This is a genomic window from Streptomyces sp. enrichment culture, assembly GCF_964272895.1.
In the GTDB taxonomy this organism is placed as follows: Bacteria; Actinomycetota; Actinomycetes; order Streptomycetales; family Streptomycetaceae; genus Streptomyces.
Genome location: NZ_OZ186832.1, coordinates 186,220 through 210,216 on the forward strand (window position 1 = coordinate 186,220; position 23,997 = coordinate 210,216).

23 protein-coding genes are annotated in these 23,997 nt (G+C 71.0%); 11 read left to right on the forward strand and 12 right to left on the reverse strand.

The window, feature by feature from the left end; all coding sequences use genetic code 11:
* The first annotated feature begins 92 nt into the window (after positions 1-92).
* From ACSU6M_RS00725 to ACSU6M_RS00740, 4 genes are all read left to right on the forward strand, one after another.
* Positions 93-695, forward strand: a complete 603-nt coding sequence (locus ACSU6M_RS00725) for a class I SAM-dependent methyltransferase (protein WP_437066070.1) — start codon at positions 93-95, stop codon at positions 693-695.
* An 86-nt stretch (positions 696-781) separates the two neighbouring features.
* Positions 782-1,153: a MazG-like family protein gene (locus ACSU6M_RS00730; RefSeq protein WP_437066072.1), complete on the forward strand. Its 372-nt coding sequence runs from the start codon at positions 782-784 to the stop codon at positions 1,151-1,153.
* Between the two features lie 103 nt (positions 1,154-1,256).
* Positions 1,257-3,524, forward strand: coding sequence for a fibronectin type III domain-containing protein (locus ACSU6M_RS00735; RefSeq protein ID WP_437066073.1), 2,268 nt, complete (start codon positions 1,257-1,259; stop codon positions 3,522-3,524).
* Between the two features lie 180 nt (positions 3,525-3,704).
* Complete coding sequence (locus tag ACSU6M_RS00740) at positions 3,705-5,069, forward strand: DUF4241 domain-containing protein (RefSeq protein ID WP_437066074.1); 1,365 nt, start codon at positions 3,705-3,707, stop codon at positions 5,067-5,069.
* Positions 5,070-5,145: 76 nt separating this feature from the next.
* Here the strand turns inward: ACSU6M_RS00740 and ACSU6M_RS00745 are convergent, their stop codons facing one another.
* The 5 genes from ACSU6M_RS00745 to ACSU6M_RS00765 all read right to left on the reverse strand — a co-directional run bounded on the left by ACSU6M_RS00745 (position 5,146) and on the right by ACSU6M_RS00765 (position 9,155).
* Positions 5,146-5,766 (reverse strand): MBL fold metallo-hydrolase, encoded by a 621-nt coding sequence (locus ACSU6M_RS00745; RefSeq protein ID WP_437066076.1) that lies wholly within the window; start codon positions 5,764-5,766, stop codon positions 5,146-5,148.
* A 68-nt stretch (positions 5,767-5,834) separates the two neighbouring features.
* Entirely contained in the window at positions 5,835-6,869 is a 1,035-nt protein-coding gene (locus ACSU6M_RS00750) for a hypothetical protein (RefSeq protein ID WP_437066077.1), read from the reverse strand.
* Positions 6,870-7,049: 180 nt separating this feature from the next.
* Positions 7,050-7,865: an SDR family oxidoreductase gene (locus ACSU6M_RS00755; protein ID WP_437066079.1), complete on the reverse strand. Its 816-nt coding sequence runs from the start codon at positions 7,863-7,865 to the stop codon at positions 7,050-7,052.
* 141 nt (positions 7,866-8,006) lie between these two features.
* Positions 8,007-8,507 (reverse strand): GNAT family N-acetyltransferase, encoded by a 501-nt coding sequence (locus ACSU6M_RS00760; protein ID WP_437066080.1) that lies wholly within the window; start codon positions 8,505-8,507, stop codon positions 8,007-8,009.
* 69 nt (positions 8,508-8,576) lie between these two features.
* Positions 8,577-9,155: a TetR/AcrR family transcriptional regulator gene (locus ACSU6M_RS00765; protein ID WP_437066082.1), complete on the reverse strand. Its 579-nt coding sequence runs from the start codon at positions 9,153-9,155 to the stop codon at positions 8,577-8,579.
* Positions 9,156-9,252: 97 nt separating this feature from the next.
* Here ACSU6M_RS00765 and ACSU6M_RS00770 point away from each other — a divergent pair, with 97 nt between their 5' ends.
* Positions 9,253-9,702 (forward strand): VOC family protein, encoded by a 450-nt coding sequence (locus tag ACSU6M_RS00770; protein WP_437066083.1) that lies wholly within the window; start codon positions 9,253-9,255, stop codon positions 9,700-9,702.
* A gap of 58 nt (positions 9,703-9,760) precedes the next feature.
* On the opposite strand, the gene ACSU6M_RS00775 is transcribed toward ACSU6M_RS00770, so the two are convergent.
* Positions 9,761-10,336: a CGNR zinc finger domain-containing protein gene (locus tag ACSU6M_RS00775; RefSeq protein WP_437066085.1), complete on the reverse strand. Its 576-nt coding sequence runs from the start codon at positions 10,334-10,336 to the stop codon at positions 9,761-9,763.
* A gap of 120 nt (positions 10,337-10,456) precedes the next feature.
* On the opposite strand from ACSU6M_RS00775, the gene ACSU6M_RS00780 reads away from it, so the two are divergent.
* Complete coding sequence (locus ACSU6M_RS00780) at positions 10,457-11,320, forward strand: NAD(P)-dependent oxidoreductase (RefSeq protein WP_437066087.1); 864 nt, start codon at positions 10,457-10,459, stop codon at positions 11,318-11,320.
* 111 nt (positions 11,321-11,431) lie between these two features.
* Here ACSU6M_RS00780 and ACSU6M_RS00785 read toward each other — a convergent pair whose 3' ends face one another.
* Positions 11,432-11,812 carry a tautomerase family protein gene (locus ACSU6M_RS00785; protein ID WP_437066089.1) on the reverse strand — a complete coding sequence of 127 codons (381 nt, stop codon included), beginning with the start codon at positions 11,810-11,812 and terminating at the stop codon, positions 11,432-11,434.
* 70 nt (positions 11,813-11,882) lie between these two features.
* Here ACSU6M_RS00785 and ACSU6M_RS00790 point away from each other — a divergent pair, with 70 nt between their 5' ends.
* Complete coding sequence (locus ACSU6M_RS00790) at positions 11,883-12,365, forward strand: MarR family winged helix-turn-helix transcriptional regulator (protein WP_437074949.1); 483 nt, start codon at positions 11,883-11,885, stop codon at positions 12,363-12,365.
* Between the two features lie 247 nt (positions 12,366-12,612).
* Here the strand turns inward: ACSU6M_RS00790 and ACSU6M_RS00795 are convergent, their stop codons facing one another.
* From ACSU6M_RS00795 to ACSU6M_RS00805, 3 genes are all read right to left on the reverse strand, one after another.
* A complete protein-coding gene (locus ACSU6M_RS00795) occupies positions 12,613-14,166 on the reverse strand; it encodes a M28 family metallopeptidase (protein WP_437066090.1) in 1,554 nt (517 codons plus the stop codon).
* Between the two features lie 283 nt (positions 14,167-14,449).
* Positions 14,450-15,958, reverse strand: coding sequence for a DUF4246 domain-containing protein (locus ACSU6M_RS00800; RefSeq protein WP_437066092.1), 1,509 nt, complete (start codon positions 15,956-15,958; stop codon positions 14,450-14,452).
* Between the two features lie 176 nt (positions 15,959-16,134).
* Complete coding sequence (locus ACSU6M_RS00805) at positions 16,135-16,719, reverse strand: hypothetical protein (RefSeq protein ID WP_437066093.1); 585 nt, start codon at positions 16,717-16,719, stop codon at positions 16,135-16,137.
* A 405-nt stretch (positions 16,720-17,124) separates the two neighbouring features.
* Between ACSU6M_RS00805 and ACSU6M_RS00810 the strand changes: the two genes are divergently transcribed.
* From ACSU6M_RS00810 to ACSU6M_RS00825, 4 genes are all read left to right on the forward strand, one after another.
* Positions 17,125-18,219, forward strand: coding sequence for an alpha/beta fold hydrolase (locus ACSU6M_RS00810; protein ID WP_437066095.1), 1,095 nt, complete (start codon positions 17,125-17,127; stop codon positions 18,217-18,219).
* Positions 18,219-20,618, forward strand: coding sequence for a GMC oxidoreductase (locus ACSU6M_RS00815; protein ID WP_437066097.1), 2,400 nt, complete (start codon positions 18,219-18,221; stop codon positions 20,616-20,618). Before ACSU6M_RS00810 ends, ACSU6M_RS00815 begins: the two co-directional genes overlap by 1 nt.
* A gap of 131 nt (positions 20,619-20,749) precedes the next feature.
* Positions 20,750-21,223 (forward strand): hypothetical protein, encoded by a 474-nt coding sequence (locus ACSU6M_RS00820; protein ID WP_437066099.1) that lies wholly within the window; start codon positions 20,750-20,752, stop codon positions 21,221-21,223.
* Between the two features lie 491 nt (positions 21,224-21,714).
* Positions 21,715-22,347 carry an FMN-dependent NADH-azoreductase gene (locus ACSU6M_RS00825; RefSeq protein ID WP_437066100.1) on the forward strand — a complete coding sequence of 211 codons (633 nt, stop codon included), beginning with the start codon at positions 21,715-21,717 and terminating at the stop codon, positions 22,345-22,347.
* 203 nt (positions 22,348-22,550) lie between these two features.
* Here ACSU6M_RS00825 and ACSU6M_RS00830 read toward each other — a convergent pair whose 3' ends face one another.
* A complete protein-coding gene (locus ACSU6M_RS00830) occupies positions 22,551-23,582 on the reverse strand; it encodes a hypothetical protein (RefSeq protein ID WP_437066102.1) in 1,032 nt (343 codons plus the stop codon).
* An 89-nt stretch (positions 23,583-23,671) separates the two neighbouring features.
* A complete protein-coding gene (locus ACSU6M_RS00835; protein ID WP_437066103.1) occupies positions 23,672-23,902 on the reverse strand; it encodes a DUF6479 family protein in 231 nt (76 codons plus the stop codon).
* Positions 23,903-23,997: the final 95 nt, after the last annotated feature.

The following is a 23,997-nucleotide window of genomic DNA, read 5'->3' on the forward strand; positions in this document are numbered from 1 at the left end:
GGTTCGAAGTCCGTCCGAAAGACAGGTGTTCGAAGGGCCGGAAGCGTCGTTGAACTTCACGACGCACCCGCCACCGACGAGGGGGAACCCCTGTGACCTCGGCCGACACCCACGAGCAGCACGAGACATCCACCGCCGCCCCCGCGTACTGGGAGCCCCTGTGGGCGGGGGGCCGCCGCTACCGGCGGATCACCGATGCCGAGGCCCGGCTGCTGGACCAGCATCTCGGCCCCGGCCGCGGCCGGCCGGCCCTCGACATCGGCAGCGGCGACGGCGCCCTCGCCCGACACCTCCACCATCGGCTCGGCTACCGCACGACCGGCATCGACTGCGCGCCCAGCGCGCTCGCCCTCGCGGCAGCGCAGGACACCGCCCCTGGTCCGGCATGGCGGTGCATGGACTTCGCCACCGCCGATCTCTCCGAGCTGCCGGATGCGGCGTACGCGGTCATCACCTGCCGCCTGGTCTACCGATGGATGGAGGACAAGCCCGCCTTCCTCGACCGCCTCCGGCGTCTCCTCCCGCCCGGCGGGAGGCTCTGGGTCGTGACCGAAGTCGCCGGTCGCCGGGGCGCATCCGACCCGCTGGCGGACCTCGCCATCACCGCTGCCGAGGCCGAGACGCTGACCTCGGGCTGGTCCGTCGTCCGCACTGCCGATCTCGACGTGCTCCGCTGCTACGCCCTGCGCCCCTGAAACCCGGGCCCGTCACCCGGCCGCCCGCTTCGCACCCCGGCGACCGGCCGGCTCCGGACCGTCCTCCACGAAAGAGACTCCTCACCGTGAACAGCTCCGCCTGGAAAACCATCGAGCAACTGGCCCGCCTCTTCGATCAGCACGACGAACAGCGCGGCCTGGACCCGCACGAGCGATGGACCTTGCAGGTTCTGAAGATCGCCGAGGAGACCGGCGAAGCCTCCCAGGCGGTCATCGGCGCTCGGGGCACCAATCCCCGCAAGGGGGACAGCCACACGTGGAGTGACGTCCACGCCGAGGTGGCCGACGTGGTCATCACCGCTCTGGTCGCGCTCTTCAGGATGCGGCCGGAAGACGCCGCGCAGTACCTCGACCGGCAACTCACCGCCAAGGCAGTGAAGTTCCTGCCCTCGGCCACGCTCGGCTCCGCCTCCGAGGAAGCGGGACTCGCCCCCTGAATCACCTGTCACAAGTGATCTACCAAATGGCACTATTGGGGCGGGGCGGCATACACCTCGCCCTCATCTCTCATCTCCTCATCGAAAGCGTGAGCATCCGTAGATGCGAATATCCCTCGGCGCGGCGCGCCGTACAGGTGGTGCGGCCGTGCTGTCCTTGGCCACAGCCCTGGCCGGGCTCGCTCTCCCCGCGACCGCGCATGCGGCCGTGAACTGCCCGGCCGGCGTGTGGAAGGCGCAGTACTACGCCGACACCACCCTCTCCGGCACTCCGAAAGCCACCGTCTGCGATACCGCCATCGCCGAGAACTACGGCTACGGCGACCCCTCCGGCGTGACCCTGCCGCGCGACAACTTCGGCGTCCGCTGGACCACCACCCGCAACTTCGGCTCCGGCGGCCCCTTCGACCTGAGCGTCGCCGTCCAGGACGGCGCCCGCGTCTACCTCGACGGCAACCGCAAGATCGACCTGTGGCGCAACGTCAGCTCCACCCAGCGCAGGACCGTCCGCCTCACCGTGCCGCGCGGGACCCACACCCTGCGCGTGGACTTCGCCGCCTTCACCGGCACCGCCGACATCGCCTTCTCCTACAAGCCGGTCATCGGCGCCACGTACGACAAGACCGCTCCCCTGGCCCCGGTCGGCGTGAACTCCGGCTACTCGGCGTCCACTCTGAAGACGACCCTGACGTGGTCCCGCAACCACGAGATGGACCTGGCCGGTTACCGCGTCTACCGCCGCGTCGCCGGCACCAGCGGCTGGAATCTGCGCAACTCCGCCCCGGTCACGGGCACCACCTTCACCGACGCGCCCCCGGCCACCGGCGCCGCGTACGAGTACGCCCTGCGTGCCGTCGACCGCTCCGGCAACGTCTCCGCGCTGTCCGCGGTGACGAGCGTCGTCAGCGCCGACAGGACGGCTCCCGCCGTGCCCACGGGGCTGACGGCCACGTACGACCCGTCGGCCGGCGCCCGGCTCTCCTGGTCGCCGGTGAGCGGGGCGGGTTCCTACGAGGTGCAGCGGGCCGTCGCGCCCGAGGGGCCGTTCGCCTCGGTCGGCGCGCCCACGCAGGGCACCGCACTGACCGACCCGTCCACCGCCGTGGGCACGACCTACTACTACCGTGTACGGGCCAAGGACAACGCGGGCAACACGTCCGCGTACTCCGCGCCCGTCCAGCTCGACGTCACCGAGGCCAAGCCGCTGCCGCCGGCGGCTGTCTCCGCCAACGGCTGGGTCGACCGCAACACCGTCGGCTGGCGGTACGACGGTGACACCTCCCACCGGTTCCACGTCTATGCCGCCGGGTCGGCCGGCGGTCCGTGGACCCGGTTGACCGAGACGCCGGTCCCCGGCCCCGCGTACGACGACTACGCGGCGCCCGTCGGCGAGGTGCGCCACTACCAGGTCAGGACGGTCACGGCTCTCGGCACGGAGTCGTCCCCGTCCGCGACGGCCTCGGCCACCCGCACCGGCGACGTCACCCCGCCGCGCATGCCGTACGGCCTGGACGCCTGGGACGGCACGGACGGCGTGCACCTCGTCTGGACGCCCAACACCGACGACACGGACCACTACCTCGTCCTGCGCAAGCCGTCGTTCGGCGCGTGGGAGCAGATCGCGGTGGTGCGGGACGCCAAGTACCTGGACACCAGCACCCCGGCCGGCGTGCAGTTCGGCTACACCGTCCGTGCCGTCGACGCGGCCGGCAACGTCTCCCCCATGCCCGAGCCGGGTTACGGAACCGTCTACGGCAAGCGTCTGCCGGTCTACGAGAAGCCGGCCGCACCCGCCTCGGTCACCGCGACGGCCGACAACGGCGACGTCACGGTGGAGTGGTCCGCGAGCACGTCGACCGATGTGGCCGGCTACTACGTCTACCGCACGTCCGGAACGGACCCGACGACGGCGTACTCGGTCTCCCCGCTCATGAAGGGGACGACGTTCACCCACGAGAACGTGCCCGCCGGAAGGACCTGGAACTACTTCGTGCGCGCCGTCAGCACGCACAGCCAGTGGTCCGACTACTCGCCGATGGCCCAGGTCACCGTGCCCTGTCCGGTCATCACCGGCCCGGCCACCCCCCGGATCACCGGAGGCAGCAGGGGCGCGGACCACGTCCAGCTCACCTGGGCGGTCGAGGCGTGCGACCAGGGGGCGACCGTCTCGTACAACGTCTACCGGTCCACGTCCAGCTCCGACGTCTTCACTCCCGAGCGCCGCATCGCCACGGGCGTGACGGCACTGACGTACAAGGACGCCGGTCTGGCCCGCGCGTACTACTACTACGTCGTCACCGCCGTAGCCGCCGACGGCACCGAATCGGCCCCGCAGGCCGTACCGTTCGGGATCTCGATGATGGCACCCTGACGCCCCACTCGATCCTCCCGGCCCCCGCCGTCCGAACGCCTCGTGCCTCCGGACGGCGGGGGTCCTCGCGTCGGCTGTCGGCGGCGTCGTCCGCCGGCGGTGGGCGTGCCGCTCCCGGAGCACTGCCTCCACCGCCTGGGGGCCATTGTCAGAGGAGGCGGCTAGGTTGCGGTCCGACACGTGAGCGCGAAGGAGCGGGGAGCGGCAGTGATCGTCGAGGTGGGGTACGCGCAGGGATGGGACCTGAAGGGCCATGCGCCCTGGAGGCCGATCTCGTCAGCGGAGGCGCGTGAGCGGGATGCCGCAGGGCTTCCGTACATCGTCGTGTATCGGGCGGCGGGCCGGGAGGCGCCGCTGGAGGTGCGGCTCGTCTCCTGGCGGGACCACTATGTGGGGGTCTGGGTCTACGACGCTAAGGGCCGTCGTACCTACGACCTGGACATGCGGCTGCTGGACGATCCGGCGCGGCTGCTGCGCCGGTGCACCATCGGCTGGCGCTACCCCGACCCGGAGATGGCGGAGTTCGACGAGGCGTGTCCGCGCATCACCGTCGAGCTGTACCCGGACGGGAAGGGCCGGCGGACGGAGGAGTCCCGAGGCAGGACCGGGGGAGCGTACGTCACCGTACCCAGGGTCCGTGACGACGAGCGCTGGATGGACCGGCCCGCCTTCGGGGAGTGGCCACTGCTCTCGGCCCAGGTCCACGGGCTCACGGAACCGCTGGTCTTCGAGATCGGCGAGGCGGCCGACGACAGCGGCGGCGGGCCCGCGCCGGACACCTGCTGGCGTCCGCCCCTGCCCGCGCAGCCGGGGCCGATCTCCGAGCTGTTCCAGCCCGGCGCACGGGTGACCGACGGGTACCACCCCGAGATGACGGTCGTGGAACCGCACCGGGCCGGGACGCTGCGCGTGCCCAGCGGGCTCCTCGCCGTATCCGGCCCCGACATCAACCGCGGCGACGGCCCGCACCTCACGATCCCCGTCCCACCGGGGGAATACGCACTGGACGAGGCGCAGGCCCGCCACACCTACCACTGCGAATGGGAGGGAGGCCCGGTCACGCGTACGGACACCATGGCCGTCCGTGTGCGTGTCAGTGACGTCCCCGCCGCGACCTGGGAGATGGCGCTCCGGCCCGATGACGACCCCCGGCTGCTCCGGGAGGACGAGATCTTCGGCTTCGACACCGACGGTGCCACGGGCTGCTTCGCCGACGCCGGGGCCTGGGAGCCGCTCATCACGCTCTTCGAGAGGGGGCTGGTCCGCCGGGACCCGGACCTGAGCCCCGACGAGTACGAGAGCATCAGCGACTCCATGTATCTGCTGCGCACACGGGACCAGGCCACCGGCGGCGAACTGGTGGCCTTCGCGACGACGGGGGACGGCACCTATCCCGTCTGGGTCGGCCGCTGCGAGGCCGGCGAGGTGGTGGCCGTCGTGGTGCTGGTCGAAGGAATGCCCGAGCTGCTCCCGGAGGCCGGGGCGACCCCTGCCGGGCCGGCCACTGCCGGGGCGCCCCCTGCCGAGGCGTCCCCTGCTGCCTGACGCGATCCACGCGCAGTCGGGGAGCCCCGGCGTCCCTCACCCGCGGCCAGGGCCTCCCTGGCCGCCTGACGCCCTCTCACAGGTCGACGCTCTCGCCGGGGCGGAGCCGCCGGATGTCGGCGCCCGCCCGCTCCGCCTCCATGGCGAGGACGTCGTCCAGGACCTTCAGCCCCCACTCGTTGACGAGCCCGTCGTGTATCGCATAAGCACGGCGGGGTGCCGTCCGGCGCAGGTAGCCGATCATGTCGGGCACCGTCAGCCACGGCGCCTGACCCGGCAGCAAGAGCGTCGGCACGTCGACGACGGTCAGTGCGTCACCCGGGTGGAAGACCTCTGCGTCGATCAGGAACCCGACGTTGTCCACCGGCGGCACATCCGGGTGACTGAAGTGGTGCTTGTCGCCCCGCACCGACACCTGGAAGCCCGCGACGGCGAAGTGGTCGCCGTCGCGGACCACGTGCACGCGCTCGCCGAGGCCGCTCAGGTGCCGGGCGACGCCGGCACAGGTGTACACGTCCGACGGGACTGCGCGCAGCAGCTCCGGATCGAAGTGGTCGAAGTGTTCATGCGTGATGAGAACAGCCCCGGCCCCCGCCAACGCATCGGGCTCGGGAGTCAGCACACCCGGGTCGATGACGATCGCCTGGCCGTTCTTCTCCAACCGCACGCACGCATGACCGAACTTGGTGATCCTCATGGCCTTCACCCTGCCAACGACCTGGCACAGCGGCACGAACGTTCGCGATCAGCCGAAACGGGCGAGGGCTACGTCATCAATTCGATGTGGGGATGCTCGGGAGCCGCAGGGCAGACGTAGAGCTGCTGTCGGTAGCCGCTGCCGATCTGCACCGCGGTGGGCCGGCCGGGGTCGAAGTGCTCCGCCCCGGAGGACGGTCGGGCAGCCGGGTCCTCGGACGGGGACCAGCTGCGCGCCTCGTCGTCCCCTTCTTCGAACGTGGCGATGGTCAGCAGGATCTCCGTCTCCGTGCCGCACTCGGGGCAGGGCCGCGGGATCGGGTCGGTGGAGGCCCAGGCGGGCCAGCCGCCGACCTTCCAGCCAGGCGCATTGGACAGCACGCAGTCGTAGTACGTCCAGGGGTCCATGTCCTCCTCGGCCGCCTGCGGCACGTTCCACTGCCTGATCCGCTCCTGCAGTTCCGCGCTCAACTCCAGGAAGTCGGGGTATTCGGTGACCTGTTCCGGGCGGAGCAGGCACGGTTCGGGGAGGTAGGAGTCGAACTGCATCGCGGGCGGTTCGGGGGGCGTGGTGAGGATGTCGGTGACGGTGGCCGCCGATCGCCAGACCAGCACGGTCCTCGGCATGATCGGGTGGTCGAAGGGGCACCACAGAACCTGCAGCAGGTCCGCCCCGTCGGGCGTGCGCAGATCGGGCACGTCCCGTGCGTACAGTTGCGCGACGGGCAGCATCGCTATGGAGCCCTCGTAGGACTGGACGGCCAGCCTCAACGGATAGGTCCGAGGGGGCCGGATCCGCTCAAGGGCCTCTCGTTCCTGCGGGGTCAGGCTCCTGCCGCGGGAGGCGGCGCGGATCTGTCGTTCCAGCCGTACGTCGGCCGGGGACAGGGCCGGGTTCATCCCGTCGACCACATGGGGGCCGTCGCAGTGGGGCCACGGTTCGTCGGCGGGCCACAGCAGAGGTCCGCCGACGGAGCTGTCCCGGCACGTCGGGGCGCCGGGGCGGGGGTGCAACCGGGTCGCCGTACGGGCCAGCGGGGCCAGTTGAGGGAAAACCGCGGCGACGTCGACCGGCCGCGGCGGGGTGACTGGAGTGCCGTTCATGGCCACGATCTTGCCAACTGCCACTGACAATGGCTCCCGCCGCCTCACGAGCCCCGCGCTGCAACCGCCCCGCGCCTGTCGTGTCCGGCCGATCTCAGGTACGCACACTCCCACTTACCGGCACCGTCGCCGGCGTCTGCTCCCGCGCCCCGTCCGGGCCGGTCCTCGCGCCCTGCGTGCTCACGGGCGCCGCCAGGCGTCGTCGGTCAGATGGGAGCCGGCCTGCGGGCCCATCCGCAGCATCCCTCCGTCCACGACCCACGAGGCGCCCGTGACGTAGGACGCGTCCGGACCGGCGAGGAAGGCGATCACCGCCGCCACCTCGCGTGCGTCGCCTGGACGCCCCAGCGGTACGCCGGGCCTGCTCTCGTCGGTGACGTCGGTGTCCGTCTGGCCTGTCATCGGCGTGGCTATCTCCCCCGGTGCGACAGCGTTGACCGTGATGCCGTGCTCGGCCAGTTCCAGCGCCATCACCTGGGTGAGCAGCCCGAGTCCGCCCTTGGCCGCGCAGTACGGTGCCGCCCCCACCCGCGGCTGGTGCTCATGGACGCTGGTGACGTTGACGATCCGGCCGCCGCTCCCCTGCTGGATCATGCGCCGGGCGGCGCGCTGCCCGCACAGGAAGGGCCCCACCAGGTCGACATCGAGGACCTGCCGCACGGTGTCGTGGTCGAGTTCGAGGAAGGGGGTCATGGTGCCGGTCCCCGCGTTGTTCACCAGGACGTCGAGCCGGCCGAGTTCGTCGGCGAGCTGGTCGATCACCTCGGCGGCGTCGGGGAGTTGTGTGAGGTCCAGGTGCCCGACGACGGCCCTGCGCCCGGTCGCCCGCACCTCGTCCGCGGTGCGCCGGGCCCCTTCCCTGTCGCGGTGCCAGGTGATGCCGATGTCCATCCCGGCCTCCGCGAGGCGTACGGCCGTGGCACGGCCGATGCCCGAGTCGGACCCGGTGACGACGGCCACGGGGGCGGTGCCGGGGGTGTCGTGCTGCGCTTGCATCGAGGCTCCAGATCTCGCGTCCTGCACCGGGCGAGCGCGGTCGGGCTCGCCGACAGCCCCCGCGTACCCCGGACCGTTCCGGCCACACGGCACCCGGCCCGGCGGCCAGGTCCGGGGGGCGCCGGCGTTCGCCGCGACCCCTCACACGGCGCGCTGCATGCACACCAGTCGATCCCGCGCGTCCCATGACGGGGTGACGGTGAAACCGAACCGTTCGTAGAGGGAGATGGCCCCCGTCCGCCATGCCCACACGGAGAGGCGCACGGTGTGCACGCCGTGTTCCGCCGCGTGAGCGAGGGCGGCGCCCAGCAAGGCGGACGCCACGCCCCGGCCGCGCACCGCGGGGTCCGTCCACAGCCTCTTGATCTCCACCTGGCCGCCGGCCGGGGAGGTCACCACCACACAGCCCACGGGGGTGTCCCCTTGCCGCGCCACCAGCACGGTCTGGCCGGCGAACGCGGTCCGGGGATCGGAGACTTCCGCCCGGTAGCGGTCCGGCAGCGCGTCCACATCGCCGACCGGTTCGCCCTTCTCGGCTTCGGTCCGCAGATGGTAGGCCGCCAGCAACGCCGCCGGACCCTCTTCGAGCGCACCGGACCGGTCCGGCCAGCGAACTACGGCAACCTCGTGATCGTCGGTCATCGCCCCAGCGTCACACGCCGCGGACGACATCCGCGCGAGCACCCGGAAACACGGCCCTCGTTCAAGGGATCACCGGCTGCGCAGTCCCGACAGCAACCGGTCGAGCGCCTGCTCGGCGGACCGGGGATCCCCGCCCCGCGCGATCCACAGCGCGCCCTCGTTCATCGCCCCCGAGAGCAGCCGGGCCAGGGGCTCGACCGGCTGGTCGGCGATGAGCCCGGCCGCGGCGAGTGCCGCCAGGGCCTCGGTCAGGTGCCGGGCGGAGGACTCCTCGTCCATCGCCCGCCACTCGTCCCAGCCGAGGACGGTCGGCGCGTCGACCAGCAGGATCCGGCGCACCGCGGGATCGGTGCCGGCGGCCAGGAAGGCCCGGCAACCGGCCCGGAGCTGTTCCCAGAGGTCCTGGTGCTGCTCGGCCGCGCTCGCCACCCGCTCGCCCAGTTCGTGCTGCACCTCGGCGACGACGGCGCGGAAGAGCCCGGCCTTGCTGTCGAAGTGGTGGTAGGCGGCCCCCTTGGTCACCCCGGCGGCCTGCGCCACCTCGGCCAGTACCACCTGGTGGTACCCGTCGGCGGCGAACCGCCGTCGCCCCACGGCGAGCAGCGCGCGCCGCGTGGCCGCCCGCTGCTCCGCCCGACTGACCGCCATCGCGCGCACCGCCTTCCCATTTCACATACCGAGGGTATGCTAGCGCCAAGATTCACATACCCGGAGTATGTGAAACGGAGCGGGAAGGACCCCATCCATGACCCAGCGACCCACAACCGTCCCCACGACCGGGCTGAGCGGCTTCTACCCTGTCCTCGCCACCCAGGACGTGGCGGCCTCCCGCGCCTTCTACACCCGCCACTTCGGCTTCGAGGTGACCTTCGAGGCGGACTGGTACGTCAGCCTGCGCCGCACCGACGCCCCGCACTACGAGCTCGCCCTCCTCGACCACACCCACCCGACCCTCCCCCAGGGCCACCGGACCGCCCTGCGGGGCGGGCTGCTGCTGAACTTCGAGGTGGACGACGTGGACCACGAGCACCGGCGGCTGGTGACCGGGGCCGGACTCCCCGAGGTGCTGTCCCTGCGCACGGAGGACTTCGGCCAACGCCACTTCATCGTCGCCGCCCCCGACGGCGTGCTCATCGACGTCATCACCGTCGTCCCGCCCAGCGAGGAGTACGCGGCGCAGTACACCGACGCCTGACTCCCCGGCCGACCGGCCCCGGCAAGCCGCCTGGAGCTCCACGTCGTCTGACGGCCGTTCAGATCGCGGGCGCTGTCGGCCGACCGGCGGCACGTCGTGACTTCTTGACCTTGTTGCCGCAGGTGTTCATGGAGCACCAACGGCGGTTGGCTCCGCGGCTGGTGTCGAGATAGAGCCCCGCGCATCCGGGGCCTTCGCAGTTCTTGATGCGGGTGCGGTCGGGGCCCCCGAGGATGCGGATGGCGTCCGTGGCCAGGACGCCGAGGGCGTCACCGACCGGGGTCGTGTCCGTCAGGTGCCATGTCGCGCGCCCGTGTTCCAGCGCGGCCCTGGCATGCCCGGCGGCAGCCATCGAGTTGAGGGTGCGGACATCCTCGGAACGCGGCCGCCCACCTGCCGCGATCGCCGACCCGATGCGGTAGATCGCCTCACGCAGTTCGACGGCGTCCGCCAGATCGGCCGGCGACACGTCCGTGACGTCGAGCCCTGCCGCCCGCAGCCACATCTTCAGCCGTGCGGGGTCGGTCAGCCGCTCGCGCGGCTCCGTACCGGCTCTGTCGCTGACGGTGGCCGTGAATCGGAACGCGAGGACCTCGTTGTCCATCCGGAACACACGCCGTACGTCCTCGGTCATGTCCCCCCTCCGCAGGCAGCGACGACCCTCGTCGAACCGTCCCGGACGGCTCGGCACGACGGTGGCTTCATGGCACCATTGAACCGTCTTAGACGGTTCACCGGAAGGGGTGTGCTCTGTATGAGCAGCATCGCGGTCATCGGCCTCGGAGCGATGGGGAGGCCCATCGCGCGCAACCTCTTGGAGGCCGGCCACGAGGTCGTGGTGTGGAACCGCTCCGACGCACCCGCGGAGCACCTCGTCGCCGCGGGCGCCCGTCGTGCCGCCTCGGTCGAAGAGGCCATGCACGCGCCGGTGGTCTTCTCGGTCCTCTCCGACGACCGGGCCGTGACCGAAACATTCCTCGACTCCGGTGTCCTCTCGCGGATTCCGGGCGGGACCGTGCACGTCAACCTCGCCACGGTGAGCGCCGACCTGGCCCGCCGGGTCGCCGCGGCGCACGCCGAGTCCGGCGTCGGGTACGTCGCGGCACCGGTCTTCGGCCGTGTGCCGGTCGCCGAGGCCGGGGCGCTCAACGTCCTTGCGGCCGGTGAGTGCGGGCTCATCGACCGCGTGCAGCCGTTCTTCGACGTGATCGGCTCGCGGACCTGGCGACTCGGCGACCGTCCGGAGCAGGCCAACATCGTGAAGATCCTCGGGAACTACCTCATCGCCTGCGCGATTCAGTCACTGGGCGAGGCCGTCAGCCTCGCCGAAGGCGCCGGTGTCGACTCCGGGCAGTTCGTCGAACTGCTGACCTCGACCCTCTTCCCCGGTGCCGTCTACACAGCCTACGGGTCGATGATCGCCGAACGGCGCTACCAGCCGGCCGGCTTCACCACGGTCCTGGGCCGCAAGGACCTCCACCTCGCGCTCGACGCGGCGAACGACCACGAGGTCCCGCTCCCGATCGGTGAGCTGCTGCGGGCCGTCTTCGATCAGGCCGTCGCCGACGGTCGCGGGACCGACGACTGGGCGGTCATCGCGGAACAGCAACCGCGGTGACCACCGCGGCCGACGCGGGGCCAGAAAGGCGGAATAGCTGAGCCCACGCGCACCAGGGACGGCACCCGCACCCCGTGATCCCGCCGCTCTGTGTTCGGTCACTCAGGGGCGTCATACGGCGAGAGAGCCGCCGACGAAGGTCCGTTCCGGCGGTGACGCCACGAGTTCGACCATGGTGCCGCCGCGGAGGTCGTCGCCGACGACACGCGTGATCGCGTCGGTGAGCGCGGTGCCGAGGCGCTCGGTGATCCGGGCGGCGTCGGGGCGGTCGAAGACACCGGCTCGAACGCCCATGACCACCGAGGCGTTGGTGTCGACGGCCTTGCCGCCCTGCGCGAAACGGCCTGCAGGGACTCCGGCGAGGCGGACGCTGACGAGTTCGCGGGCCCATTCGCCGTAGACGCCGACGACAGCGTCGGTCAGTGCGGCGACGAGCACGGGTTCCTTGCCGGTCAGCCTGCTCTCTGGAAGGTGGACGGTCAGATGCGGCATAGTGGGACCTCATTCTCTTTGAGTCCAAAGCCTTTGCACTCAAAGGTATCCGGGAGAGGTCGCTGTGTCCATGGAATCGGACGGCCCAGCCGTCGACGAGGCCGTCCGCACCCTGCTGTTGCTCATGCCGCGGCTGGTCGGCCGCGCCAAGCGCCTGCCGGTCCCTCCGGCGCTCCAGGGCCTGGACCTGGCACCGCGCCATCTCGCACTGCTGGCCCACCTGGAGTACGACGGTCCCACCAGCGTCAACGACCTGGCCGCCCGGCTGGAGGTGGCCCCGACGACCGTCAGTCTCATGGTCAGCGAGCTGTCACGCCTCGGCGTCCTGCAGCGCACCGCCGATCCCGCCGACCGCCGGCGCCGCATCGTCGCCATCGCCCCCGCCTACGCCGCACCGATCGGCGCATGGCTTTCCGGCAGTGCCTCCGCCTGGGAACGCGTCATGCGCGGTCTCGCCCCCACGGAACGCGCCACGGTCATCGCCGCCCTGCACGCCTACGAGGCCGCCCTGGAGCAGGCGCTCGACAAGCACCGCAAGGCGCAGCCGGGTTAGCGGGGTGGCGGAGCGGGCGAGTGGCCCACCCTCGATCTCACGCGCCGTATCCGCCATGCGGTGGACCCGCGGGAGCAGACGTTTCTCCATCCGGGTCTTGACCCGGTGACGGGAGCAGCGACCGACACGACCGCCGTACCACAGCCCCAGCGGGCTGGCGTACGGGCGGGCTGTCGCGTGGTGTGGACGCGGTTGACATGACTGCGGCCCCCGGTGAGGGGGCCGCAGTGCGCTGGTGCGTCGCTGTCTACTCGGTCACGTGCTCGTGGCCGTCGTGGAGGCCGCCGCCGCTGCCGGAGTCGCCGTCCGTCGGGACGGAGTCGACCGGCCGGCTGAGCGGGTCCAGGTCGTACGCGTAGTGGCCGACCGCATCGGCGATGACGTCGATGTTGACGTCGAACGCCCGCATGTTGATGTTGTTGATGTCGTCGCCGGGCGCGTGGTAGTTCACGTCGTACGCGACACCCGCCTGGCCGCCGAACTTCGCGGCCTGCGCCTCGGTCTTGATGCCCTCCGCACCGGTGAACGTGCCGCCCGAGGGGATGCCGACCTCGATGAACGGGCCGTAGTCGGAACGGCCGGTGAAGTCCGTGCCCTCGTGCGGGATGTTCTTCGAGTCGAGGAAGTCGTTGATGCCCTTCTCCAGCTGGGCCGAGCCTTCCGGGCCCGGACCCGCGCCGGTGCGGTCGGAGTCGTCGCCGTCGTAGACGAAGTAGGCGGCGTTCGGCGAGGCGATCATGTCGAAGTTCAGATAGAGCTTGATCTGCTTCTTCTGCGCTTCCGTCAGCGAGGCGACGTACGCCTCCGAGCCCAGCAGTCCGAACTCCTCGGCCGACCACCAGGCGAACTTCACCTTGTTCTTGACCTTGTCCTGGGACTTGGCCAGCTTCAGCGCGACCTGGAGGATGCCGGCCGAACCGGAGCCGTTGTCGTTGATGCCCGGGCCGTCGGAGACCGAGTCGAGGTGCGCTCCGAGGAAGACGGTGTCGGCCGCGTCGCCGCCGCGGGTCTCCGCGACGAGGTTGAAGGTCCTGCGGTTCTCGCGCAGTTCGCGGATGTCGAGGGTGACCCTCACCGGGCCGTTGGCCGCCTCGGCGGCCAGCGCCTCTCCGTCCGCCTGGGTGATCCCGCCGGTGGGGATCCTGCCGAGGGTCGCGTCGCCGATGGTGCCGTTGAGTGTGCCCGCGGTGTTGTTGTAGACGATGGCACCCACCGCGCCCGCCGCGTGGGCGTTGGCCTGCTTGACGGCGAAGGTGCAGCCACCGCGCTTGATCAGGGCGATCTTGCCGGTGAAGGCGCCGGCGGCGAAGTCGGTGGCCTCGCAGCCGTTCGTGCCGTCGGCGTCCACGGGCGCCACGGCCAGGTCCGCGGTCACCCCGCCCTCGGGTCCGCTGGCGGTGTACGTCATCAGCTGGATGGGGATGGCGCGCGGCGTGGGCGAGACCACGGCGAGGGACTCGGCGATCTCGTCCGTGTAGACGAAGTCGAACTCGTGACGGGAGAGCTGGTAGCCGGCAGCCTTCAGCACCGCCTCTATGTAGGCGGCCGACTGTGCGTGGCCCTGCGAACCGGCCACTCGGGTGCTGCCGTTGCTGTCGGCTATCCGTTGGAAGACTCTCAGATGGCGGATGGCGTCCTTGGCCGTGGACTCCTCGACGAGTTTCCTGGCCAGTGCATCGCCCCGATGGGCCCAGCTCGGGGTGTCGGTCTCCGCGGTGGCGGTCCCGGCGACGAGCAGGGGCGAGATCAGTGCGGCGGCGGCCAGGGTGGCGGTCGCCGTGACGCTACGACGTGCGGACATAAAGGTCCTCTCACGGCAGGTCGACAGATACATCGACGGTACGGGAGAACGCGGATGAGGCACGTTAGCCCTGCGATCGCCCGCTGCCAAGAAGAAGTTCAGAGGCTGTTCCGACTGGAGCAGGCGCGGGTTGCGGGGCAGAAGCACAGGGCGACCGTTCGGGTGACGGCAGACAGTGCAGCCAGTCGGGCCACGGCATGGGCCTTGCCGTGCGCCGTGGCCGCCGAGCGCGTCGTCGAAACGGACGACGTCCACGGCGTCCACGGCATTCACGGTGTCCGTGTCAGTGCTCGCAGAGGGAGAATTCCCGCTCGTAGAGCTGCTCGTTGTGTTCGTCGACGAAGTACTTGCGTTCCTGCATGAGCTGTTCGCGGTATTCCTTCGCCTGCTCAAGCGTCATGGTGGACGTCTCGGCCCACGGCTGCTGCGGCGGCACATCGGATGTCGAGACGATCTTTTCCGACGGATCGACGAGGAAGAACGCGAGAATCTTGCGGTGTCCCGGGCGGGTGGGGTCCAGGAGGCGGAACGAGCCGACGCGGTGTTGCAGGATGTTCGGGAACGCCAGGCAGCGGCCTTCCGGGGTGGCAACGGAACCCAGCACCTGGTTCAGGGCGTCCTCGTTCTCCAGGCCGTAGACCTCACGCATGCCCGCGTCGTCGTTCTGCTCGTAGTACGGGTCGTCGACAGCGGCACGGAAACTCAGCCGGCTCTCGGTGATGTTCTCGCTGTCCCAGTAGTAGATGCCGGTCGAGACGATCCGCTCGTTCAACATGCCCTCGACATGCCAGGAGCCGCCCGCGTATTCAGGCTTGTCCGGAGTGAGATGAATGGTGGCGAGCTTGACGATGACCTGGAGGCGACTGCCGCGCAGATCGATCCGGGCGGACTCGTCGGGTGCCTCGGGCGGGGTGAAGTCCGGGGCGTCCGGAACGACCGGGCGGCGGTTCTCCCACCAGGCGTCCTGGGCCTCCTCCCATGCCTCGACGGCTTCTTGGTAGGCATCGTCGTCACTGTAGGAGTTCTTGTCCGGATACTCCGGCTCCGAGTCGTACCACCCGAAAGGATCGGCCTCGATCCGCAGGGGCCGCGGATGGCGGAGATCGGTCAGTACGTTCTCCAGCAAGGGGCGCATCCGGGCGAACACGTCCGGCAGGACGGAGGCCAGTTCCCGATGCTTTTCCGGATGGACGTTGTTGACGTACGAGCGGAACGTGACATCGCCGTCGTCACTGACCTCGATGTCCGTGGGCAGCCACTGGAACCGCTCCGAGAACTCGTACTTCGAGTAGCGGTCCGTCGGGTTCCGCCAAGCCTCCTCGGGCGCCCCGCTCACGTCTCTCACCAGGCAGAACAGTGAGGGATGAACCAGGTCCAGCACCTGGCCGTCGGATCCGGGATGCCAGTCCTTCTCCGCTTCCGGGACCTCTTCCAGAACCCGAACCGCCTCGCGCAGCCGGGAACCGAGTTCGCTGTCGACCAGTGCGTCGGACTGCCATACGCCGTCGACGCCGGACACCTCGATGCCGGTGCGCGCGTCCCGCAGTGCGGCGTAATGCCGGAGTTCGGCCAGCACATAACGAACCTGCGCCTCGGTGAGGCCCTGGTCCATCGCCTCTTTCGTCCACCTCGCGACAATGTCGGCATCGTTCATCTTGTCGAACCATCCGGGCTTCTCCCGAATGTGCGCGCTGCACTGCATCATCTGAAGTTCCCGCAGCGTTCGCGCCTTCGCGAACGATATGGAACGGGAAGCCTGAAACGGCAGCGGGAAGGCCGAACGGTCAGTCAACTCTCTTGATCCTTCAAGTCGGTGTGCGGTGCCGCGAAGGATACTTCAGCCCACTGACATCACAGCCACGCTGCACGAACACCTGGCAAGGGCCCACTACGCGCTGCCGGAACAGCCCCTCGGCACACCAGCACATCAGCACACCAGCACACCACTGTCCCGTGCACTTCTGGCTGTCAGCCGAAGAGGTCCAGGACGTCGGGCCGGGAGTCGTCGGCGGTGGGGCGGGCGCGCATGGGGCGCGGCTCCGGATACGTCGCCGCTGCGGCCTTGGCGCGGACGACGTCCGGCCCACCGCATGCGGTGACCGCGAAGGCGCCGAAGACCTCGGCGAAAGCCGCCGGGTCACGAAACTCCACGCCGAACGCCCGGCCGTCCCGCAACGGCACCCACACCGCCCGCTCGGACCGCGTCCACTCCGACACCGGCTGATCGTCCGCGGTCGACCGCCCCTCCAGCCACAGCCGCGCCACGTGGAGCAGGTTCACGTCCTCCATCGGCAGCCGCTTGCGTCGTACGCGCAGTTCCCGCGTGGTCAGCGTGATCCGCTGGTCCTTCCTCTGGTACCAGACGATGCCGACGCCGAACGGCACCCACAGCAGGATCCCGATCAGCGGCCAGACCAGAGCGTCGCCCCACGACCGGAACAGCCCACCGTCCAACAGGTACAGGACGCCGAAGACCACAACCCACTTCGCCGTCATCCGCCAGAACCCGGTGCCCTGCCGGTACAGAACCCGCCGCTTCCCCGTCATCACCATGCCCCTACGCTATCCGCCGCCCACCGGCATGCAGAGCGCACCCACTGGCTGAGGCTGAAGGGGCTCGCTCCTTCGCTTCCGTCGCGACCACCGCCCGCCCGCCTGCCCGCCTGCCCGCCTGCCACGGCGGTTTCACCGTCTAACGCAGAAATCTGACCGGACCGACACGCATACCGCCAAAGTCGCAGCCCGGAGTCCAACTACCGCGGGACGCCCCCATGACGGCGATCTTCGTAAAGTCGCAGGACGCCGTATCCGGGCCACCGGTGGCGCGCGTCCGCGGGGAGGCGGACGTGTCACGGCGTGAGCGGTGTGACAGGGGGCGCCTGGCCGGCGGTGTCGGTGGTGGGGCGGCGGACCACCCCGTGTGCCGCTCGTCCAGGCGACACAGGGGGAGAGAACACCATGACGGCAGGTATCGCACGCCATACGACCCAAGGGGTTTCCGACGCGCGGGTGTCGGTGCATCCGTTCACGACGGACGACGGCCTGGGACTGCACCTGACCCGTTTCCACCGCGAGGATTGCGAGGACGTGGTCCTTCTGGTGCACGGGCTGACGAGTTCCAGCGACATCTACGTCATGCCCGAGATCCCCAACCTGGCCGGGCACTTGCTCGATCGGGGATTCGGCGACGTATGGACCGTCGACTTCCGGATGAGCAACCGCTACCCGTACAACACCGAGCCCACCGCCCACACCCTCGACGACATCGCGCACTTCGACCACCCGGCCACCTTGGCCGAGCTGCGCCGGCACATCGGCGACCGGCGGGTGCACGTCGTCGCACACTGCCTCGGCTCGGTGTCCTTCACCATGGGGCTGGCGGCGGGCACGGTGACCGGAGTCAGCAGCATGGTCGCCCAGAGCGTCTCGCTGATCGTGAAGGTGCCGGCGTGGTCGCGCTGGAAGCTGGAGGTGCTGCCCACGCTGCTCGGGCGTGGACTCGGGATGCGCGGCCTCGACCCGCGGATGGCGGCGGCGCCCCGCTTCACTCCGGACTGGGCGGTGTCACGGCTGCTGTCGCTGGCCCACCCGGAGTGCGACAACTCGGCCTGCCATGTGATCAGTTCGATGTGGGGGACGGGCTGGCCCGCCCTCTACCGGCACACGAACCTGGCGCCCGAGACACACGACCGCATCGCCGATCTGCTCGGCCCCACCGGCCTGCACTATTACCTCCACATGCGGAAGATGGCACGGGCCGGGCACGCCGTGCGCGACGACCCCGCGGACCCGCGTCATGCGGTACTGCCGGCCGACTACCTCGCCCACGCCGACCGTATCGACACCCCCATCCTCTTCCTCACCGGGGAACACAACCACGTCTTCGGTGAATCCAACGTCGTCTGCCACCGCGAGCTGTCCCGGCACAGGCCCGCGCAGTACGAGGTGGCGGTCCTGCCCGGATACGGCCACCTCGACCCGATCATCGGCAAGAACGCGCACCGGGACGTCTTCCCGCTGATCTCCGACTTCATCGAGCGGCGGGCGAGCTGATGGCGACGGACAAGCCCACGGCCGCTTCGAACGCCTGGAACACTTCGGCCGCTTCCGTCGCTTCGAGCGCGTCCGTCGAGCACACGGACGTCCTCGTCGTCGGCTCCGGATTCGGCGGATCGGTCGCCGCCTGTCGTCTCGCCGAGGCGGGCCTCGACGTGGTGGTGCTGGAACGCGGCCGCGCCCATCCGCCCGGCAGCTTCCCCCGGACTCCCGCCCAGGCCGCCCGCGCCTTCTGGGCACCGGCGAACGGCCGTCACGGGCTGTTCGACGTACGCGGGTTCCGGCACTTCGACTCGGTGGTCGCCAGCGGTCTCGGCGGCGGCTCGCTGATCTACGCCAATGTGCTGCTGCGCAAGGACGAGCACTGGTTCGTCGACCGGCAGCCGCTTCCCGACGGCGGCCATGAGTCGTGGCCCGTCACCCGCGCCGAACTCGACCCGCACTACGACGCCGTCGAGCGCGTGCTGACCCCCGTCCCCTACCCTCTCGACTCCCCCGGCCACGACGACGTGCCCAAGGCCCACGCGATGCGGCAGGCCGCCGAACGGCTCGGCCTCGACCACTTCCTGCCGCCGCTCGCCGTCAGTTTCGCCCCCGAGCCGGGCGCCGAGCCGGCCATCGGTCTGCCGCTCGTCGAGCAGCCGGACGCCAACCTGCACGGGGTGGCCCGCAGGACGTGCCGCCTGTGCGGCGAGTGCAACATCGGCTGCAACGAAGGCGCCAAGAACAGCCTCGACCTGACCTACCTCTCCCGCGCCCAGCGGCACGGAGCGGACCTGCGGCCCGGCCACGAGGTCCGCGCGATCCGGCCCGCCGCCGGAGGGGGCTACGAGGTGGACTACGTACGACACGAGGAACCGCGGCCCCGGCTGCGCACGATCACCTGCAAGCGGCTGGTCCTCGCCGCCGGGACGTACGGCACGACACACCTGCTGCTCGCCAACCGACGACACCTGCCGGGGCTGGGCCCGGCGCTCGGCACGCGGTTCTCGGCCAACGGCGACCTCCTGTCGTTCGCGGTCCGCGCCCAGGACACCGGCGCGCCCCGTTCCAGCAGCGTCGATCCCGCGCGCGGCCCGGTCATCACGAGCACGATCCGGCTGCCCGACACAGCCGACGGGCCGCACGGCGAAGGGCCCCTGCCGCCCGGCCGGGGCGGGTACCTCCAGGACGGGGGCTATCCGGGCTTCGTCGGCTGGTTGGTGGAGGCGGCCGGGCTGCCGCAAGCTCCCGGCCGGGCCCGGCGCCTCCTGCTCCAGCAGCTGCGCAGCCACACCGTGGGGGCCCGAGGCGGTGAACTCGGGCCGGCTGTCGCCGCGTTCCTCGCCGAGGGCGCCCTCTCCGACACCTCGCTGCCGCTGCTCGGCATGGGCCGGGACATCCCGGACGGCGTGCTGCGACTGCGCGGCGGTTCCCTGGACGCCGAGTGGTCCACCTCCGGCAGCGCCGCCTACTACGAGCGCGTACGCGCCGCCATGCGCGGTGTCGCCGAAGCACTGGGCGGCCGGTATGCCGACAGCCCGCACTGGCTGCTCAAGCGGATCATCACGGTGCATCCCTGCGGCGGGGCCCCCATGGGACGTACCCCCGCGGAAGGCGTCTGCGACGCGTACGGAGAGGTCCACGGCCACCCGGGCCTGTACGTCATGGACGCCGCCGCACTGCCGGGCCCGGTGGGCACCAACCCGGCGCTGACCGTGGCCGCGCTCGCGGACCGCGCGTGTACCGCGCTCCTGGAGTCCCGGACGCCCCACTCCCCGGCTGCACGCTCCGCTCCTGCCCCGCGCGCCCTGGCCACCTGCGCACCGCGCGACTCCGTGCAGTTCACCGAGACCATGAAGGGCACGTGCACGCCAGGCCACGGCGACCCCCGTACGGTCGACAACTCCTCGGGAAGGGAGCCGCTGACGGTCCGGCTCACGGTGACCATCGACGACATCGACTCCTTCCTCGACGATCCCCGGCACACCGCGCGCGTGGACGGCTGGATCGAGGCACGCAGCCTCGGCGGACGCCGCCCGGTGACGGACGGCGAGGCTCACCTCTTCGCCGCCGGCCCGGCACCCGGCCACCGCGAACTACGCTACCGGCTCCCCTTCACCGACTGCCACGGCAGGCCCCGCACGCTGACCGGAGCCAAGGACCTCGCCCCCGCCCCGCCGACCCGCCTGTGGCCGGCCACCACCACCCTCCCCTACGTCGTCCTCGACCGGCTCGCGCCCGAAGAAGCGGACGACGAAGACGCCGTCGCCGTCGCGGCCGGCACCTTGCGCATCTCACCGACCGGGTTCCTGCGCCAACTCACGACCTTCCGCACGACCGGCCCGCACGGAGCCGCCGCGCTCGCCCGCTTCCACGTCTTCTTCCTGGACCAGCTGCGTCAGCTCTACGGGTAGCGGGGGGCGTTCCACCGCAGCCGTGACCGATGGCCCCCTGGCCGGTGGGCGTGGAGCCCGTTCCCCTATCGTTTGCCATCAGACCGGCCGCACGCACAAGACCACCGGGAGGTTCACCGATGGGGCGCTCGGTGCGCAGCACGAGCCGGAAGGAGCACACCCAGCAGGCCGCTGTGCTCGTAGCCCTCGCCGGTTTTCTCGGAGTGTCCCTGTGGCTCGGTGACGAGCTGTGGCAACTGGCCGCGTACTGGCCGGGCTCCGGCCTCGGATTCGGCGTCACCGTCGGCGTGTTGCTTCCGGTCACGTTCAGGGCCGCCCGGCGCTCGTTCCGTCGGGCCACGTCGTACGGCAGCACGTACTCGCCCCGGTGGGTCGTGGCCGGCGTCGGCTACGGGGCCGTGGCGCTGGTGAGCGCGCTGGCCGTATCCCGCGCGGTCCCCGGAAAAGGCTCTCCGCCCTGCCAGAGCGAGTGGCAGCCGTGCTGGGTGAACCACCTCTATCCGGGGGCCTTCCTCGCGACACTCGTCAGCTTGGCCGCGACGGTGGCCGCCATGCAGGTGCTGCCGAGACAGATGTCCAAGTTCCGCGCCAGATACCGCCGGTAGCCGCCCGCGAGCCCGACCGTGGATGCCTGGCCGCTGACGCTGCACCAGTTCAGGCTGGGCGTGTGGGGCGTTGAGAACCGGGGCGTCGACCGGGTCCCGTAGCGGCACGCTCAAGGCCCACCGGAGAACTGGACGAGAAACACTGGAGGTCACCATGGAGCGCACCGTCGAAGACGCCCGCAGCCTCCGGCACCTCACCCCTGCGCGGACACCTGAACCGCACACCTGGCCAGGATCGGCGATCGCCCCGACGCCGCACTGGAATACCTGCTCAGCGGCCTGCTGACGCCCGTTCATGACGGTGGGAACGGGCCTGCTCATGGGCCGGCCGCCACACCGCGGTCCGGGCCCACCGACAGGGTCCACCCGATGCTCACCTCCGGAGCGGCCCGAGCGATGATTGAGGCCATGCGGCCCACACTTGCGTCGTACGACGCGAACCACCGGGATCGCGCTGCCATTGCCAGCACCACTGACTTCATGGAGACATCGTGAGCTTATTCCGACTCGACGCCAGCATCCTTCCCGGCACGTCCAGCAGCGCTGAACTCGCCGACCTGGTGGAGGCGGAGTGGACCGCGGCCCACCCGGGCGCACCGGTGACGCGCCGTCACCTGGGCACCAACCCGCTGCCCTCCGACGCATGGCCCCTGGCCCACACCGGCAACCTGACGCCCGAGCCCGAGCGCACTCCCGCCCAGCGCGAGGCGATGGCCCTCGCCGGCACGCTCGTTGCGGAGCTTGAGGCCGCCGAGGCGGTCCTGCTGGCGGTGCCGCTGTACAACTTCGGTGTCTCGCAGCACTTCAAGGCATGGGTCGACCTGATCATCGCCGGGGCCCCCGTGGGCAGCCCCGTGCTCAAGGACAAGCCGACCATTCTGACCACCGTGCGCGGCGGCGGCTACGCCCCCGGCACTCCGCGTGAGGGCTGGGACCACTCCACGCCGTACCTCAGGCGCATCCTGGCCGACGTGTGGCAGGGCGACCTCGTCATCGTCGAGCGCGAGCTCACCCTGGCCGGTGTCTCCCCGGCCATGGCGCACCTCAAGGATCTCGCCGACGACCTGCACGCCAAGGCCCTGGACGCGGCCCGCGAGGCCGGCCGGCAGCTCGCGGCCAAGTGACCCTGGCCGTACCAGCGCACCTCATGGTCGCCTTCCGCCCGTCACGCCGTGATCGCCGAAGTCCGTAGCGGCACCGGCTCCTTCCGGGCGAGGGCGGCCATCGGCCGTTCGCCGGGCCGGCGGCGGTCGGTCTCCGCCACCGCGGAGACCGACCGTCGTCAGGCGGTGCGGTCGCCTCGCCGCACGGCGCATGCCGGGAGGTGTCAGCCCGTGGGCAGGCCCAGCCCGTAGTAGATGACGTGGTAGTCGTCCACGTACGATGCCTCACCGCCCACGATCAGGCCGGTCGGCTCGCTCACGCCCGCCGCGCGGGCGGTGGCCACCAGCAGCTCCGCGAGTTCGCGTCCCTTCGGCCGGCCGGGCCCGCCGGCGTCCACGCGCCAGACCGGGTCGTCGTCGCTCCAGATCGAGGCCGTGTCCGGGTGTTCGGCGACGGTGCCCCAGCCCAGGGCGGCGGGGTCGATGTCGTCCGGGGCGAAGCAGCCGATGGCCAGGCGGTCGGCGCACACCACGTCGAACAGGAGCGGGGCGCCGCGGTCGGTGCGCCCGTAGAACGGCATTCCGAGCCTGATGCCGAGGGCGGTCGTCTCGGCGGGCAGCGCACCGAGGAAGTCGGCCAGCGTCCGGGTGACGGTCTGCCAGCTGCGGGCGGTCCAGCCGCCCGGGAAACCGAGGCCCGCGTTGGCATGATCACGGTTACTGCCGAAGTAGCCGCTGATCGAGTACTCCTCGCCGACGCCCTGCCGCCAGAACCAGTTCTCCGCCGGGTCCGTGGGCTGCAGAACCAGCTCCGGGCCCGCCTTCCCGGCGCGCAGTTCCAGCGTGTCCGGCCGCCCGCGCCACCGCAGGAACGGGGATCCCCACAGCTGGCCGCTGTCGTAGAAGGGGCCCATGCCACCGTGGGAGCCCATGATCGACGGCTTGCCCAGCGCCGCGGTGACCTCCCTGCGCACCTCGCGGAAGGCCGCGGCCTGCGCGGCGTCGTCCGGCTCGGCCGTCAGCACCGGCACGGCGAGCTCGACGTACGACTCGCCGCCGACGTAACGCTCCTCGAACGTGCCGACCGGGCGCAGCCGCGCGTCACCGGCGGAGCGCCCGGTGTCCAGGACCGGACCGGCCGGCGTCTCCTTCAAGGCCCAGCCGAGCCCGGACGCAAGGGCCTTCACCCCGTCCGGGGTCCACCCTCCGCTGTTCGCCGCGACGAGCCGTCGTGCGAGATCCCCGACAGATTCCACTGCGTTGCTTCCCCGTTCTTCGTGCACGTGTCGTGACAGTGATCGTGATCATCGTGCCCGATGGGGTGGGGCCGCTGCGCGCGGGGTGGTCAGGGGCGCCGGTGGCCGGTGCCGTCGTCCGGGGTGTCCCAGGAGTTCTCGCGGGTCGCGGCGGCCGGTGGCTGGGCGGTGGGCCCGGTGGGGCCGGGAGACTTGCGTCGGGCCGCGCGGCGGGATCCCCACCAGAACGCGCCGAGGATCAGCAGGACGAGCACGACGCCGACGAGGATGAGGAACAGGGACGGGGAACCGGACGCGGCCAGAGGATGGAGTTCGTTCATGGGAAGCGCGTTCCCCGCCTGGGCGGCCTCACCCCTGATGTGACCCGTCTGGCCGATCCGGGGCGGGCGTCGAGGGCGCGCTGGTGCAGCGGGGG